At 41.5% G+C, this 17,043-nt stretch carries 12 protein-coding genes; 5 read left to right on the top strand and 7 right to left on the bottom strand.

All coding sequences use genetic code 11. The features are described 5' to 3' along the window. Positions 1 to 283: 283 nt before the first annotated feature. Positions 284 to 1,966 carry a bifunctional metallophosphatase/5'-nucleotidase gene (locus NK987_RS10420; RefSeq protein WP_259263789.1) on the bottom strand — a complete coding sequence of 561 codons (1,683 nt, stop codon included), beginning with the start codon at positions 1,964 to 1,966 and terminating at the stop codon, positions 284 to 286. 279 nt (positions 1,967 to 2,245) lie between these two features. Between NK987_RS10420 and NK987_RS10415 the strand changes: the two genes are divergently transcribed. The 3 genes from NK987_RS10415 to NK987_RS10405 all read left to right on the top strand — a co-directional run bounded on the left by NK987_RS10415 (position 2,246) and on the right by NK987_RS10405 (position 7,795). After that, a complete protein-coding gene (locus NK987_RS10415) occupies positions 2,246 to 3,118 on the top strand; it encodes a TraB/GumN family protein (RefSeq protein ID WP_259263788.1) in 873 nt (290 codons plus the stop codon). Between the two features lie 204 nt (positions 3,119 to 3,322). Further along, complete coding sequence (locus NK987_RS10410) at positions 3,323 to 4,195, top strand: ABC transporter ATP-binding protein (protein ID WP_259263787.1); 873 nt, start codon at positions 3,323 to 3,325, stop codon at positions 4,193 to 4,195. An 18-nt stretch (positions 4,196 to 4,213) separates the two neighbouring features. After that, complete coding sequence (locus tag NK987_RS10405; RefSeq protein ID WP_259263786.1) at positions 4,214 to 7,795, top strand: ABC transporter permease/M1 family aminopeptidase; 3,582 nt, start codon at positions 4,214 to 4,216, stop codon at positions 7,793 to 7,795. Positions 7,796 to 7,874: 79 nt separating this feature from the next. Here NK987_RS10405 and NK987_RS10400 read toward each other — a convergent pair whose 3' ends face one another. Together NK987_RS10400 and NK987_RS10395 are read right to left on the bottom strand one after the other, a co-directional pair. Then, complete coding sequence (locus NK987_RS10400; protein WP_259263785.1) at positions 7,875 to 9,131, bottom strand: RNA polymerase sigma factor; 1,257 nt, start codon at positions 9,129 to 9,131, stop codon at positions 7,875 to 7,877. Positions 9,132 to 9,190: 59 nt separating this feature from the next. Further along, entirely contained in the window at positions 9,191 to 9,532 is a 342-nt protein-coding gene (locus NK987_RS10395) for a YciI family protein (protein ID WP_113923187.1), read from the bottom strand. Between the two features lie 238 nt (positions 9,533 to 9,770). Here NK987_RS10395 and NK987_RS10390 point away from each other — a divergent pair, with 238 nt between their 5' ends. Next, a complete protein-coding gene (locus tag NK987_RS10390; protein WP_259263784.1) occupies positions 9,771 to 10,700 on the top strand; it encodes an NAD-dependent epimerase/dehydratase family protein in 930 nt (309 codons plus the stop codon). A gap of 197 nt (positions 10,701 to 10,897) precedes the next feature. After that, positions 10,898 to 11,359 carry a RidA family protein gene (locus NK987_RS10385; protein ID WP_241143852.1) on the top strand — a complete coding sequence of 154 codons (462 nt, stop codon included), beginning with the start codon at positions 10,898 to 10,900 and terminating at the stop codon, positions 11,357 to 11,359. Between the two features lie 13 nt (positions 11,360 to 11,372). On the opposite strand, the gene NK987_RS10380 is transcribed toward NK987_RS10385, so the two are convergent. The 4 genes from NK987_RS10380 to NK987_RS10365 form a co-directional block, all read right to left on the bottom strand. Next, the gene (locus NK987_RS10380; RefSeq protein ID WP_259263783.1) at positions 11,373 to 12,626 is read right to left on the bottom strand and encodes an amidohydrolase/deacetylase family metallohydrolase; all 1,254 of its coding nucleotides are present in this window, start codon (positions 12,624 to 12,626) and stop codon (positions 11,373 to 11,375) included. 18 nt (positions 12,627 to 12,644) lie between these two features. After that, positions 12,645 to 13,865, bottom strand: a complete 1,221-nt coding sequence (locus NK987_RS10375; RefSeq protein ID WP_259263782.1) for an aminotransferase class V-fold PLP-dependent enzyme — start codon at positions 13,863 to 13,865, stop codon at positions 12,645 to 12,647. Positions 13,866 to 14,016: 151 nt separating this feature from the next. After that, positions 14,017 to 14,697 (bottom strand): carbohydrate-binding family 9-like protein, encoded by a 681-nt coding sequence (locus tag NK987_RS10370; protein WP_259263781.1) that lies wholly within the window; start codon positions 14,695 to 14,697, stop codon positions 14,017 to 14,019. A 97-nt stretch (positions 14,698 to 14,794) separates the two neighbouring features. Next, positions 14,795 to 16,558, bottom strand: coding sequence for a PQQ-dependent sugar dehydrogenase (locus NK987_RS10365; protein WP_259263780.1), 1,764 nt, complete (start codon positions 16,556 to 16,558; stop codon positions 14,795 to 14,797). Positions 16,559 to 17,043: the final 485 nt, after the last annotated feature.

Raw genomic sequence — 17,043 nt, 5'->3', positions numbered from 1 at the left:
GTTCTCTCCTAAGGCTATCGATGGATCGCTGACAGGTTTTCAATTATACCACCGTTCTTGGTTTAATACAACTGTTCAAATCTAAGGTAGCTATCGGGATGGTTATTTGGTTAATTGTTTAGAAAGTGGAAATATGGTTGAAATACGATAGAAATAAATTGAAATAAGTCTGAAATAAATCTTGAAATTCACTTTCCAAACTCAAAAAAAGGCAACGGTTCTCATCGTTGCTTTTTTTTGTTACTATTGACTATCGACTATGGTCTGTGGACTTTACCAAAACCTACCTAAACTCATAATCCACACCATGAACTTGGGTCAAAAGTGTCGCAGGTGCATCCAAAGCTTTTGCTGCACCAATTGGAGTTGGTGTCACAGGAGAATTTTCCGCGAGGTAATTGATCATGACTTGGTGAAGGGTAATATCCAGATCCTTGGTATTTTTGACATTCCTGATCCTACACACCATGTCCAATGGATCACCATCCCTTTCGCAAGCGCTTATAGTGTAAGTTTTTGCAAGGTCAAGAGGCTGACCTTTTACAGTAAATGACTGAATGCGCTTCCCTTCTTCCCCAAATGCATTGAAGGACAATTCCATACCTTTGAACTTGGTCACCCAACCTCCAAACCTCTTGGATGCATCTTCCGCAAATACGTTGTTCAACTCCCTTTCCATCCAGGTGTGCAGCTGCTGCCCCGTAACCTGACCTGTTCTTACCCTGCTGTCCACCGGCAACATATCAGAAATAAAACCTCTTGTAATCGGAATATTTCCGGTATGGTCTCTCGTTGTCCGAGGCGGACAAAATCTGAAGCCATTAGAAAGTTTGATGTCTATATCAGGTAATTGATAATCCAAGGCATCCAAAACCATTTTGTCTATGGGATTCTCGATCACAAAATACCTGTAAAGCGGTATAGTGCTATAGCCTACGATTTTTTCTATTTCGGATTTGAATGGGGCTTCTACTTCGGTTACCAGATTTGCCATTTTGGATTGGCTTTTGGATTTCTGGGGACTGACCTCCAGCAATTCATATTCATCCGCCACTACTTTTCCGTTTTCAATGCTCAGTTCCAGTTTACCGACAAATGACCCAAATGCTCCGGGTTCGACGACTTTTGCATATTTGCATTGGATAGGAACCCTTACCCTTTCATGGGTGTCGGCTCCAAAAATATAATCTACTCCTTCGCATTCGGGAAGGTTTGCAAGATGGATTTCCTGCGAAAGACCGATATGGGACAGGATTATCACAAAAGCACATTTTTCCTGGTTTTTCAATACATCGACATAATGCTTCAGGTTATCTTCAGGCTTGGAAAAATAGATTCCCTTGCTGTAATTGGGCGATTGGCGCATCGGGATCATGGGATCATTGTAACCAAGAAAGCCGATTTTTACCCCATCAATATTCCAGATATAATATGGTGGAAAAATCAATTCTCCCTTCTTGCCATCACCAAGATCATGGTACATATTGGCGCAGACTTTGGGTGCATGGAGGGAACCAAGCAGGTTTTGCATCTGTGCTTTGCCATAGATCACCTCCCAGTTACCCGGGAGATATAAGTCGTATTCCAGTTCATTGAGCAATGGAATCATGGATTGGCCTGTAGTATTGATTGAAAGCATAGATCCCTGGAACATGTCTCCTGTATCGACCAAAAAGGAATGTTCACATTTTGATCTTTGCTTCTTGATAAAGGTATCCAAGTTGGCATAGCCCCCGGTTTTTCTAAAAACGGTTTGTCCATTTTCCCAAAAAAGTTCGTCATGTTCATGGATCTGACAGTGGACGTCAGTAGTTTGAAAAATGGTTACTTTGAAATTTTTTTTGGCATTATTTGATTTTTGCTCATTAGAAAGTTCTCCCGCCAAAAGCGGATTGACAGACAATAAACCTGTTCCTGCGCTCATTGCTCCTAGTTTTTTGAGAAAGTCTCTTTTTGATTGCTTCATTTTGGGTTTTGGTTAAGGAAGAACTTCGGTAAATAAATCATGCAAATTTTTGATTCCGTTGAAGTCTATTTGGATTTATTGGGAAAGGGATAGACTTTCCCAAACTAGATTTGATACTCCAAATATGATTTTTTTTTAAAGTTAAATCTGTGACTTTTATTACAACCAATCGTCTGCAACTATCCCTACAAATCTGCATCGCTGTATTTTCGGGATAATTCATTTAATTTATAACTTACTTTTAAATCAAAATTAATCTTAGACAATTCAATGATTCTTATGAAAAAATCAATTTTCAAACACGTTTTTGTCACCTTGGTATTTGTCATCTCGGTATTTCAGGCATTTGCCAATGAAAAAGAAGAAAACTCGCTCCTTTGGAAGATAAGTGGAAAAGGGTTGAAAGAAAATTCCTACCTCTTTGGCACTATTCATATCATCTGCAAAGACCAGTTTTATATGAATGATAAAATCGAAAAGGCGCTTGAATCAAGTAAAGTTCTAGCTATGGAACTGAACATGGCCGATCCCAATCTCATGACCGAAATGCAGCAGCTTTCCGTAAATCCCGGGTTTGCCAATATAAAAGGTGAGTTTTCAGCTGAACAAGCTGCAGCGCTTGACAAGCTTTTGAAGGATTCTTATGGCGCAGGACTTGATCAGTTGGGAATCCTCAAACCCTTTATACTTTCGTCGATGGTGATGGTCAAAATGTTGCCTTGTACCGAGCAAAGCAGCTATGAAATGTTTTTTACAGAAAAGGCCAAATCCCAAGAAAAAACTGTAAAGGGATTGGAAACAGTGGCATTCCAAATGGGGGTTTTTGACCAGATACCTCAAAAACTCCAAATTGATGAGTTGGGAAAAATGGTGGCCAATCAGGAAGGAGTAGAAGAATTTGAAAAACTCGTCGGTGCATACCTCGATCAGGACGTTGATAAACTGTATGAGCTAATTTCCGATAATGAAATGTTTCAGGAATATGGAGATTTACTTTTGGAAAACAGAAACGAGTCTTGGATTCCAAAAATCGAAGAATTGGTAAAAGAACAAGCGACTTTTATCGCCGTCGGTTCAGGTCATCTCGGCTCGGAGACAGGAGTCATCGCGCTCCTAAGGAAAGCCGGATATACAGTTGAAGCCGTCAAATAACCGATCAGGTAAATGTCCGATTTCTGAACAGAATCGGACATTTGATTTTATAAGAACCCTTCCAAAATTCCAAAATCGAAAATTTTCCCTTTTGGCATTATTCTCGGAAGCAACAAGGGATACCATTCACTTTCCAGTAAATATTGAGTCTTCCATTTTGCCCCTTTGTCTCAAATCTCAAATCTAGTTTCTAAAATCTTTCTTATGATACTTACCATTACAAACCTCAACAAACAATACGCCAACGGTGTGCATGCGCTGAAGGATGTCAGTTTCTCTATCGAAAGAGGAATGTTCGGTCTTCTTGGCCCGAATGGTGCCGGCAAATCATCTCTGATGAGAACACTCGCTACCCTACAGGAAGCAGACAGTGGATCAGTCACTTTGGGTGACATCGATGTATTGGCAGAAAAAGACAAAGTCAGAAAAGTACTCGGTTACCTGCCACAGGAATTCGGAGTTTACCCAAGGACCTCCGCCACAGACTTATTGCACCACCTTGCGATTTTGAAGGGTTTTGACAACAAAAAAGAAAGAACCGAAATGGTGGATTATCTCTTACAGAAAGTCAATCTTTTTGAACATAGAAAAAAAGCCGTCAGCAGCTACTCAGGCGGGATGCGGCAGCGGTTTGGCATCACCCAATGCCTGATCGGAAGTCCAAAACTGGTTATCGTCGATGAACCGACAGCCGGCTTGGATCCCGGAGAAAGAAACAGGTTTTACAATATCCTCAGTGAAATCGGTGAGCAGACCATTGTCATTCTATCTACGCACATCGTGCAGGATGTCCGCGAACTTTGCACCAATATGGCCATCATGGACAAAGGTATGCTGCTTTACAGCGGCACCACAGACGATGCCCTCGCCCAAATCAAAGATAAAGTCTATGAAAAAAGGGTAGATAAGGCCGAACTTCAGGAGTATCAGAATGCCTACAAAATCATCAGCAACAAGCTTGTCGGTGGAAAACCCCAAATCCATGTCTTCTCCGAAACAGCTTTGAACTCCGGTTTTGAAAAGGCAGAAGAAACCTTGGAGGATGTCTTTTTTGCCAAATTGAATTCCTTGATCTAAACCTTTAACATTCTCATTATGTGGAAATTTATCAAACATGAATGGCAGTATTGGTTTAGGTCGCCGATGCTTTGGATTTTCTTGCTTATTGTATCCTTGATGATTTTTGGGGCGGTGTCCTCTGATCAGATTCAAATTGGTGGCGGGGTCGGAAGTGTCTATAAAAATGCCCCATCCGTCATTCAGACCTATTACGGGGTGATGTCCCTGTTTTGTCTGCTGATGACCACAGCATTTATGAATGCTTCAGCCAACAGGGACTTCAGTACGGGCATGTACCAGTTTGTATTCAGCTCCCCGATCCGTAAAAGTGACTATTTCTTCGGAAAGTTTATCGGTGCATTGTTGATCTCTTTCATCCCTCTTTTGGGTGTTTCTATCGGGGCTTTGATCGGACCACTGATGCCGTGGGCACAGCCTGAGCGCTATGGCCCAATCATCTGGAGTGGACATATTCAAGGGATTTTGGCTTTCGCCATCCCAAATACCATCATCGCCGGGACACTTTTATACAGCCTTGCAGTAGTCTTCAGAAACAACATCGTGTCATTTGTCGGCGCCATGTTGATCCTGGTTTTTTATGTGGTTTCACAGGGATTCACCGCCGATCTTGAAAAAGAATGGTTGGCAAATATCCTGGATCCTTTTGGGTTTCAGCCTTTGAGTACTTTGTCTAAATACAAGACCATCGAAGAAAAAAATCTATTTCCAACTCCTTTGGAAGGACAGTTTTTGATCAACCGCATCATTTGGATCGGATTGAGTCTGGTGCTCTTGATGTTTATGTACTCCCGTTTTTCTTTCAATACCAAAAAAGAAAAAGTCAAAAAATCGAAAACCAAGGTGGAAGAAGAACCTTCTCTTTTTGACCTTTCTGAAATCAAAACCTTTAGAATCCCCCAAAACAAGGGATTTTCTTGGCCCGCCTTCTGGCACATGGTGCTGTTTGAAACCAAAGCCATTACAAAAAACCAAACCTTTATCATTATTGTCATTATCGGCTTGATCAACCTGATCGCTAGTCTCACAAGCTTTACCGGTGGGTACGGGACAGACCGCTATCCTGTGACATATGATGTCATCGATACGATCAGAGGGGCTTTTTATCTCTTTCTAATCGGTATCATCACTTTCTATTCCGGGGTTTTGGTATGGAAAGAGCGGGATGCCAAAATCTCCGAAATCGAGGATGCGACGCCTGTCCGGACAGGTATGCTCTTTTCGTCCAAATTGATCGCCATGATGATCAGCATCTTTATTGTACTGTGCAGCACCATCTTGGTCGGAGTCATCGCTCAGACGGCCTTTGGCTACACGAGGTACGAGCTTGGGGTTTACGCCCAATCCCTTCTTGTTTTGGACATGTTCCGATTTGGATATTTAGTTGTGATTGCTTTGCTCTTCCATTACCTGATCAACAACCGGTACATCGCCTACTTTGCTTTTGTGGCATTTATCATCCTGAATGAGTTCATTTGGTCGGTTCTCGAGCTCAATTCCAACATGCTGAGTTTCTCGGCTACTCCAAGAGTCACCTACTCTGACATGAATGGATTTGGTCCTTTTATCCCGGGATTGGTTTGGTTCAATATGTATTGGACTTTGTTCTGTCTGATTTTATGTATTGTTATTTATTCCTTCTATGTGAGGGGAAAAGAAAGTGATTTCTCGATCAGAAGGAAATATGCCCTGCAGCGGTTGAAAACCAAATCAGGATTCCTAGCCATTATTGGGATAGCATTTCTGGTTTGTGGAGCATTTGTGTTTTACAATACAGAAATCCTGAATACCTATCTCAATCCAAAAGAACAGGAAACGAGACAAAAAGAATACGAACTGACTTACAAGAAATTTGAAGGAATTGCACAGCCAAGGTGGATAGATTTGGATTATCAGATAGACATCCATCCTTATGACCGGGATTTGTTTGTGACCGTGGAGGCTTTGCTGATGAATAAATCGAAGGTGGCTATTCCAGAAGTCCATTTTAGCATCCCGATGATGCCTGATACCTTGGGCATTGAGATCCCGGGAGCAAGTCTTAAGCTGGACGACAAAAGACTCAATTACAGGATTTACAGCCTGTCCCAACCTATGCAACCCGGAGATACCTTACCGATCAAATTGGTGGTTTCTAAAGTTACCAAAGGATTTGAAAATGAGGTCAGCTTTACCGAATTGACTCAAAATGGTACCTTCTTCAACAATTTTGATATCCTGCCGATCATTGGCTATTCCAACAGATACGAGATCTCAGACAAAAACAAGCGGGTAAAACTTGAACTTCCTGTAAGGAAAAGGATGCCTGCCTTGGATGAGTCTGATCTGAAAGCAAGGGAGAATTCCTACATCAACCAGGATGCAGATTGGGTCAATATGCATACCGTGATCAGCACAGCCCCAGATCAGATTGCCATCGCACCGGGAAGGCTTGTCAAGGAATGGGAAGAGAACGGTAGGAAATATTATGAATATCAATTGGATCACAAATCTCTGAACTTCTATTCTTTCATTTCTGCAAAATATGAAGTCGCAAGAAAGGAATGGAAAGGTGTCGATCTGGAAGTGTATTACATCAAGGGCCATGAATACAATGTGCCCAACATGCTCCAAAGTCTGGAAAAATCCCTCGACTATTATACCTCAAACTTTGGCCCTTATTTCCACAAGCAGTGTAGGATCATTGAATTCCCGAGGTACAGTTCATTTGCACAGGCATTTCCGGGAACCATGCCATACAGTGAAGGAATTGGCTTTATCACCGACCTGAGAAATGTGACTGAAGATGACATTGACTTGGTCTATTACGTAGTCGCACATGAAATGGCACACCAATATTGGGCACACCAACTTATCGGCGCCAATATGCGTGGCACAGAGATGATGAGTGAGAGCTTTTCCCAATATGCTGCCTTGATGGTGATGGAAAAAGAATATGGCCGGGACAAAATGAATAAGTTTCTGAAGTATGAAATGAACAGCTACCTGCGTGGAAGAAGTGGTGAATTTGAAGCAGAGAGGCCGATTATGGAAACCGAAAACCAGGGCTATATCCATTACAACAAAGGATCTGTGGTGATGTATTACCTGAAAGAAATGATCGGTGAAGACAAAGTAAACCTTGCACTCCAAAAGCTGATTAAAGACCATGGTTATCAGGAACCTCCCTACCCCACTTCGATTTCTGCTGTGAATGCTTTCCGTGAAGTCACTCCAGATTCATTGCAGTACCTGATCGATGATATGTTTGAGAATATCACTGTATTTTCAAACCGGGTCACAGAGGTCAATTATGTCAAATCCGGAGAGGAATATGAAGTCACCTTGACGACTTTCTCGGAGAAATTCAGGGCAGATTCACTCGGCAAGCAAACAGCTGTGCCTTTGGTGGACTTTATTGATATCGGGATTTTTGGGGAGACTGAGTCAAAACAAACCTATGGCAAACCATTGGTGTATAAAAGACTCAAAATCACCAAACCTGAGAACACCTTCACCTTCAAAGTTAAAGAAAAGCCGCAGAATGCCGGCATTGACCCTTACAACTACCTTGTCGACAGGATGCCTGAGGATAATGTGAAGAAAGTGACGGAGAAGTAATGTAAAGGGGGGAAGGTAGAAGGATGAGGGATGAAGAATGAAAAATGATGAATTTTGAATGAATTGAAACCTTCGGGGTCTATTTTTGACCTCGGAGGTTTTTAGAATATTCCAACTGTGATAGTTTCTTCTCAATCAATTTCTTTTCTGAGTCCGTTTTGCAAAGTTCCAAAGCTTTTTGAAGGTGGGATTTGACTTTTGCTGGGTTTTGATCCCGGTAAAGTTCTGCGAGTAACATGTGGTAAAAATGGTTATTGGAAAGACCGAGTTTCTCAGCTTCCTGAATGGCTGTTTCCTTTCCCCTCACTTTTGAAAGGGCATAAGTGCGGTTGAGCGCTGCAATCGGCGAATAGGCAATGGCCAGCAATTGGTTGTATAGATGAAGTATATTTTCCCACTTTTCACCAGAGTCTTCCTGAATTGTATGCCAGTATGCAATACTTGCTTCTAAAAAATACACCGAAATCACAGGCCAAGCTGCAGCTTTGGTCAGGTAATAGTTTCCGCGGGAGATCAATTCACTATTCCAAAGTGAGGCATCTTGATCCTGATAAAGCACAATTTCGCCGCTTCTTCCTACCCGCGCTTCCAACCTGGATGCCTGAAAACACATCAGCGCCATCAAGGCATTGGTCAAATGCTGGTTGGTGAGTGGATTTTCAAGCAAAAGAAAGTTAAGCCGCATGGCTTCCAGGCAAAGCTCTTTACGGATTAAAGTTTCTGACCGTTCAGAGTAATAACCTTCATTAAATAGCAGGTAAATTGTTTTCAAAACAGCTTCCATCCGCTTGTTGATCTCTTCATCTGAAGGCAAAATCAACTGGATTTTTTCTGTCCGCAATTTTTCCTTTGCCCTAAAAAGCCGCTTGTTTATTGTTTCCTTATTGGTCAAAAAAGCATCTGTGATTTCATCAATCCCAAAACCACAGAGAATCCGCAAAGCAAGGCTGATTTGAGATTCAGTAGAGATAGATGGATGACAGATGGCAAAAAGCATCTGAAGTTGGCTGTCACGGATATTTTGTTCAGATAAGTCAACTTCCAATTCCTCAATCCAGCTATTGGATTTTTTGAAACCATCAGAAATTTTCTTGTTAAAAAGCTGGTGCTTTTTCAAGTGATTAAGTGTCTTGTTTTTTGCAACCCGGTAAAGCCAGGCAGTTGGAAGGTCAGGAATTCCTTGATAAGGCCAGGTTTCCATGGCAGCCAAAAAAGTCTCATTTACGATGTCCTCTGCCACTTCAATATGATCCAAGCCAAAAAAATTGGAAAGCACGGCAACCAACTTGCTATACTCCGTCCTGAACAAATGGGGGATTAAATCTTGGCTTTGCATATTGTATCAAAACCCTATCAATCAACATATAGATGAAGATTGATAGGATTGTTTGGAAATCAATGTTTGGCAATCTCTCGAACTTCTACGGTATTGCCTTCTCCCTGCAGAATGGGAGTACCTTTTGCAAATTCGGCTGCTTCTTCGGCGTTTTCCGCCTTGACGATGACGTAGCCACCGATGGTCTCTTTGATATCACCAAATGGACCATTGGTTACCATCTTTTGATGGTCTACAACTTTCGCCCCGTCAAACAAAAGTCCTGTACCGCCAACAAATTTGTTTTGAGCAGCGATGCCTCCCACCCAGTCCATTTGTTGCTTCATCCAAGCCTGCATTTGTTCGGGAGAAACTTTGCCGGTGGCATTTTCATGTCTGAAAATCAAAATAAATTCTTTCATAAATGTGTTTTTAAAATTGATGGAATAAAAGATTTTAATGGAAGACAAATGGTTTTTCAAATATGGGACACGGGTTGGAAAATATTTTTTTGTTGGAATGCTTTTTTCCAAATTGAAGTAATGAAATGGAAATACTAAATTGGGTAAATCTTCAAAACATTCAAAAATTGGCAATTTCTTAATCCAATTCCATTTTACGCCAATAGATTTTGGGTTAAATTCAAAAAAAAAAAATTATATGCCATCCTCCCCACTCCACACCATCCTCGGATCTACAGGAAATATAGGAACCGCTCTTGCCAAGGATCTAACCAAATACACTGACAATATCCGTCTTGTCAGCAGAAATCCTTCCAAGATCAATCCTGATGACCAATTGATGAAGGCTCAGTTTTTGAACCCATCCGAAATAGATTCCGCAGTAACTGGTTCTGATACTGTTTATCTAGTGGCAGGAATCACTTACAAAGCCAGAATCTGGCAGGAACAGTGGCCTGTCATCATGAAAAATACAATCAACGCCTGCAAAAAGCATAGTGCCAAACTTGTCTTTTTTGACAACATGTATTGCTACGATCCCAATCATGTCGGAAATCTCACCGAAAAAAGTCCGGTCAATCCCCAAAGTCAAAAAGGGAAAGTCCGTGCAAAAATCGCACAGATGATTTTGGATGAAATCAAGGCAGGCAAACTGACGGCCATGATCGTCAGGGCGGCGGACTTCTATGGACCGGGAGCAAAATTGAGTTTCCTCAATGAATCTGTTATCAACCGCATGAAAGCGGGAAAAACCGCACAATGGATGTATGCCGGAGACAAGAAACATTCCTTTACTTATATTCCGGATGCGGCATTTGCGACGGCATTTCTTGCCCAACAGGAAGATGCCTGGAATCAGGTCTGGCATTTACCCACTTCAAACGCTTATCCTACAGGTCAGGAAACGGTTAACATCCTAGCCAAGCATCTGGGTGTAGAACCCAAACTTCAGATACTTGGCCCCTTTATGCTCAATCTGGTATCTTTATTCATCCCGGTTTTGAAAGAAATCAAGGAATTGAGGTATCAATTGGATCAGGATTATTGCTTTGATTCTACCAAAATTGAAAAGGCTTTTGGGTTGAAGGCAATCAGTATTGAGGAAGGATTGAAAAAATGTCTTGAATAAATAATGGATTTCACTGACGCTAACAGCGTGTTTCAAAATCCATTCTTACTATTCGGGAAATACCAAGTATTCCGGCCATGGAAAATATGAGCAAACAATCTTTAAAACCGGTTATAGGCTTGGCGAGAATTTGCTGTAATTCAAGCAAAGCTATATATTGAATGATTCAACACGAAACAAATAATCAACCTAAAATCATGGAAAAAATAGAAAGAAGGTCCACCTTAAAAAAAATGATCGCATCCCTAGCAGGTATTGCGGGAATAGGAATGGTAGCCAAAGCTGAAACGGACAACACGCCAGAAAAAGAAGTATTCAATGTCGTTCAAGATCAGGATGTTCCCTTGTTTTCAGGCTCAACCAAATTGGGAAATATGATTTTTGTAGCGGGTAAAGGCGCTCATTTTGAGGGGGATATCAAAGCACATACTGATCACGTTCTCAAAGAATTGGAAAAAGAACTGGTCAAAGCAGGTTCTTCCATGGAAAAAGTATTGAAAGTAAATGTGTACCTCCATGACCTGAATGACTACAAGGGAATGAATGAGGTATACAAAGGGCGATTTGGAAAAAAACCTCCTGTTCGCACCACAGTAGCCACCTACGCAGGAGTACCCGGTGATTCTTTGGTGGAGATGGATTGTATTGCTTATATCTAACCCATCCAACTGATTACCTCAACACTACCGGTTCGCTTCGACCATTGACACTGTAGACAATTACACCGTCTTTGATGGTCATTTCACATTCGAACCTTTTATCAGTTTCGACTTTATACCCGTTTTTATCCCAAATACCGAATTGGCCTTGTCTCACTTCAATCAAGGCCAAATCGGCAATTGCTCCTTCTGATAGGTGACCGAGTTCTTCTCTTTTGATGGTTTGGGCAGGATTCCAAGTACTTGCCTTGATGATGTGGGGGATTTCCATTCCAATAGCCATAAATGTACTCATGACATTGAGCATGTCTTTCATGGCAGCATTCATGCTGCCTTTATGAAGGTCCGTACTGATCGTATTGGGAAAAAATCCTGCTTCCAACGATGGTATCGCCTGCCTGAAGTCAAAACTGGCACCACCATATCCCACATCGAAAATAATTCCTCTTTCCTGTGCTTCCCTGACAAATGGTTTGAATTTCCTGGTTTCATAGTCAACAACAGGCTCTCTGGCTCCGCCCAATTCAGCAAAAACGTGCGTATAGATATCTCCGGGACGCAGGTGGTCAAAAAACAATTCCCTCAATCTCAAAGGGGCAAAGGCCATAGATCCGCCAAAATCAATAATGACAGGCATATTGGCAATATTCCCCGCTTCTACTGCCCTATCCACCGGAATCCAATCCCTTTTGGCATAGTGGGCCACCTTAAATCCGACAACGTGTTCTTTGTATTTCAGAGCAGCCTGCCCGGTGAGTTGGGCATTCATATCAGAAGTATCCTGTTCGTAAGCCCCACCGCGCATGCCTTCTCCAACAATGTTCAGGAATGCCAAAACCCTTGTTTTTGAATGGTCGATGATGTTTTCTTTGAATACATGGAAGTTTTTCCAGCCCGGTCCACCACAATCCACAATAGTAGTTACTCCAACCCTAAAGGTAAAACTGTCCGGGTCGACTGCCACGAGTCCATCACTGAGGTAACTGTTGGGTCGAGTACCATAAAAAACATGGCCATGCATATCAATCAAACCCGGAACAACCAATAAACCCTTCGCATCCACTATTTGGCTGGCACCTGTTGTGTCTATATTTTTTGCGATTTTGGCTATCCTTCCATCCTGAATAGCGACATCCATCAATTCATCAATGCTGTTTTTTGGATCAATGACATGACCCCCTTTGATCACCATATGGTAATTTTGAGCAGAAAGACTTATTGGACTTATGAATAAAAAACAGAGTAATATGAATCCTATTTTCTTCATTTCTTTGGAATGATTAGGTTAAACTTTGGCGTTACTCAATTCTTCCTGAATTCTTTTGGCTACAATCTTTTCTTCGTTCGGCCTTAGCATCCAAACAGTACAACTGATTTCATGATCTCCAAATCCAATAACCTCAATGGATGGATTTCCCTTCCTGAGTTTTTCCTGCATTTGGGTGCGGTTGAGATTTATAACAGCAGGGTCCCAAGCAATTTTTAGAAAAGGTGTATGGTTTGCAATTGGCGGAACCGAAACAGAAGTAGTCACACCATTGACTTTCTTAGCCATGCCTTCAATGTAGCCTATTTTTTCTTCCCAAGATTTCCACTCTTTTTCATGGTCTTTTTTTACATACAGTTCCAAAGCCACATACATCCCAAGGATTTCTTCTTTATTGACCTTCATCCCTCTGCCGATTGTATTGCCACGGGGTGGTGCACTCAGTCTTGCTGCTTCAATGATGTGTTTTCTACCCATCAGGATACCAGCACTCTGCGGCCCTTTCATGGCTTTTCCCCCTGATATACATACCAGATCAAATCCCATATCATTAAATTTCCATAGGTTTTCAACGGGCGGCACATCAGCTGCTATGTCAATCATGGTAGGTATGTTGTGTTTTTTTCCCAATGCAACCCACTCTTCATGTTGGATTTTACCATCAGGAGCCTGATAATTCAAAAACCATAACATGGCAGTTTGGTCGTTGATCGCTTTTTCCAGATCAGCAACTGTTTCCACTTCTACCAATTTCACCCCTGTATTGGTCAGCGAATGGACATAAGCCACGTTGTGGCTTTTTTGGACAATCACCTCAGATTTCATTCCTTTGAGATTTGGAATCTGTGCAATCTTTTCCTTGTCTGTTCCAGTCAGTACTCCGGCAAGCCCTAGCACCATAGCTGACCAGCAACCTGCGGTAACCGTTGCTGCTTCTGCATGGCAGATTTCAGCAATTTTTTCTCCCACTTTGTCCTGAACTTCATCCAACATGATAAATTCCTTGGAAGAAGCTTCAATTGTTTCCATCACTTCTTCAGGCATCAGGGAGGCTGTCATGGCTGTATAGGTTCCGGCCGCATTGATAAATGTTCTCAAGCCCAATTCCTTGATCAGGTCCCTTTTTGGAACTGATGGGGAATCGGCAAATACTGATTGGACAGGAATGATGCTTCCCACAATTGTTCCCACCAACGGAAGTGCAGAAAGTCTTTTCAGTAATGTTCTTCTGTTGATCATATCTTTTGTTGTTCGATTTTCAAAATCAATTAAAGAGGTAATTGGGAGCTGAATTATATTATCTAAATCTAAATTTTTAAAAAACATACCGCAAACCTTTGCTATTATTATCCATCCACCTGTACAATAATTGATAATTCCACCCATCATTTTACATAAAAACCAAAGTCCCAAAAAACTGCGGAAGGTGAAAGTCCGGAATTGAATTATGCACTTTTGACCAAGTCAGATAATGTGGATTACTCGTAGTACTAGCTGTCTTATAAAAATTTGCAGTCCATTTTACCCCTGATTTGGGCTTTGTGATGGCGGTATATTTTTCAAGAATTTTTAGAGGCAATTTGAATTCAATGGTCCAAACAGTATCCTTTTCTATTTCAGGAAATACCTTTTTTGGCAAAGAATGGGCAATTTCAACTTTGCTTATTTCTCTTTCCTTGAGGAAAAGGTATTCCTTCCTCGGAACAGTGACAAATTGAAGTAGAGGCACTCCACCGCAATTGATCTCTAGGTTGAAGTAAAAAAGTGGGTTGGAATTGTCGGGAGAAAAAAAGAATTCGACACAGGAATCACCGGAAACATGTCCATTGGTCTCCTGAACCAAACACTTTACATACCGATCTTGTACCTGAAAAATCCCATAGATATTTTCGTCATCATACAAAAGCTTAGCAAATGTGGTTGGAAGAAATTGGGGCTTGTCTCCCATATAATTTGTGATTTCTAGCGCAGGTAAGTTTTTCCAAACTGGCTTGTCCCATATTCCGTCAATCTCAATTTCGTCTTCAAGTCGGTTGACATGATAAACCGATTCTCCCATATTTCGATTCATGTTATTTGTTTCCTTTAAATGTTGGGCGTTCGTCCTGATGGCAATTAAGCTCACGCAAATCACAAAAATCAGATCAATCCTTGTTTTACCCGTCATTTCATTGGTTTTCTAGCTGTTTCCTCACATTGCCAACTTCAATGGCGGAAATACTCGGTGAATCATTTCCGAAGTTTCTCCTGATATAGGTCAATACCGAGGAAATTTCGGCATCAGAAAGAAATGAATGCGAAGGCATGACGCCATAGTAGGCCACACCATTGACAGTGATGGCACCTTTAAGACCCTTTAAAATCAATTCAATCAAAGGCCGGTTTTTACCATTTACCACTCGGGAATTATTTATTGGTGGAAACCTGCTACCGTCACCTTTTCCGTCTCTTTGGTGGCAGGTTCCGCAATGCAGGTTATAGACCTGTGATCCGGTTTCTATCATTTCCGTTTCCAGATTGTCCAATTCCCTATCAGGATCTTTGATATTGGTTCTTTGGTTTTTCCGCTGTTCAAGCTTGGCTAAAGAACCTTCACCAAAGTCAGATTTTTTCCCTTTGTACATAATCCGCCAGATTTTGCCTTTTACGCTTTCCGAAATATAAAGTGACCCATCCGGCCCCATGGCGATTCCCATTGGACGGGCCAAAGCATCACCGGTATTCACGATGGTGTCCAATCCGGAAAATCCATCTGCGAAAACTTCCCAAGGACCTGCCGGAATTCCTTTTTCAAATGGGACAAATGCCACAAAATAACCTCCCTGAGGATAAGGTCCCCGGATAGTAGATCCATGAAATGCGACAAAAGCGCCATTTTTATACCTTTCAGGAAATTGATTGCCTTTATAAAAGTGAAGGTCATTTGGTGCAAAATGCCCCGGAAAGCCCATCAAAGGTTGGGAGACCAAATGGGAATCACCCTGTAATTTTCCGTCTCCTCCATATTCAGGATTCAGTTTCTTTTTTCCTTCGATATGATCAAAGTAATAATATGGCCAACCTCCATCTGCCCCTTCTTCAACCCTAAAAAATTCTTCGGAAGGTAAAACAGCACTTTCCCAGGGACTGAAAAGATCAGGCCATGATTTTGTAAAATCATCCCTTCCATGTTGGACTACGTACAATTCATTCTCCTCCTGATTCCAATCCATGGCTACGACAGACCGGATACCTGTGGCATACCTTTTTCCATCTTTTTGGGTTTGGTTTAATTTGTTAGCATCAAATTGCCAGATGCCGCCATGCCATTCAAGCTGCGGACATGGATACATTCCGGGACTGCCCGGTTTCCTGTTGAACTCTTGACAAACGTCCCCCGGCGAACCAAATGCCACGTACATGTGTCCGTCATTGTCAAAAGCAATCGGTTTGGCGATATGTTCATAGCCATATTTTGCATTTTTGTAATCATCAACCAAAATCAGTTCAGGTTCACCTATAGGCAATAAACCATCCGGATCCATTTTGTATCTATACACCTCACCTGCCGTGCTGAAATACAAGTAACCGTTATGGATGCGCATTCCCGTACCATAGTTTCCCTTATCAGGATAGTCTCCAAAGTATTCCACAATATCAGCTTTGCCATCCTGATTGGTATCCCTTATTCCTACTATGCCTCTTCCGGCTTTATCAGGTGAGCGAAGTTTGATATAAATATCCCCCGATTCACTGACGGCCAAATGTCTGGCCCGTCCAATACTGTCAACCACCACCACAGCTTCAAAACCATCTGGCAAAAAAAGCCCTCCATTATCATCGTCTCCTGCCGGAAGTATAATTTTTGGTTCACATGAGATAAACATCCATAACCCTACACAAAAAAAGAATGTCTTGACGGCAGAAGTCATTGGGTGCATCTCAATTCTCATAAAATCGCTCCAGTGTTTGGAATTATTTAAATTTTGGTAAACAAAACTATCTTTTGCTAAAGGGTGCTTTCCTGAAATATAATATATTTATAAAAATACATTGTGCCATTTATCAAAAACTAAGAACCAGCAACAGATTTTCAATATTGACTTCTCCTAACCCTCCGAAAAGTATGAAGGATGATAGCCTTTGATCTTGAGGAAGGGATTAAGAAATCAAACAGTTCAAAGGCAAATTGAAATGGGAAGGTAATTTGGATAGCGTGAGGCAGGATCAGTAAATGACAAAAAAAATCCGGAAACCATTTATTGATTCCCGGATTTTCTGATTTCAATAGTTTACTTTTTTGAAAGTTCGCTTTCTAATTGCTAACCAAAAATAACTCGGAATGAAGTTCAAATGCAGCGGTAATGGACTGTGGACTGTTGTCTGATTATCCGCAACTTTAATCCTTAATTTGAGCTAAAGGCAAAATAGCGGATAA

Source organism: Aquiflexum gelatinilyticum, assembly GCF_024813435.1.
GTDB classification, from domain to species: domain Bacteria; phylum Bacteroidota; class Bacteroidia; order Cytophagales; family Cyclobacteriaceae; genus Cognataquiflexum; species Cognataquiflexum gelatinilyticum.
This window is presented reverse-complemented; position numbering and strand designations above follow the sequence as displayed.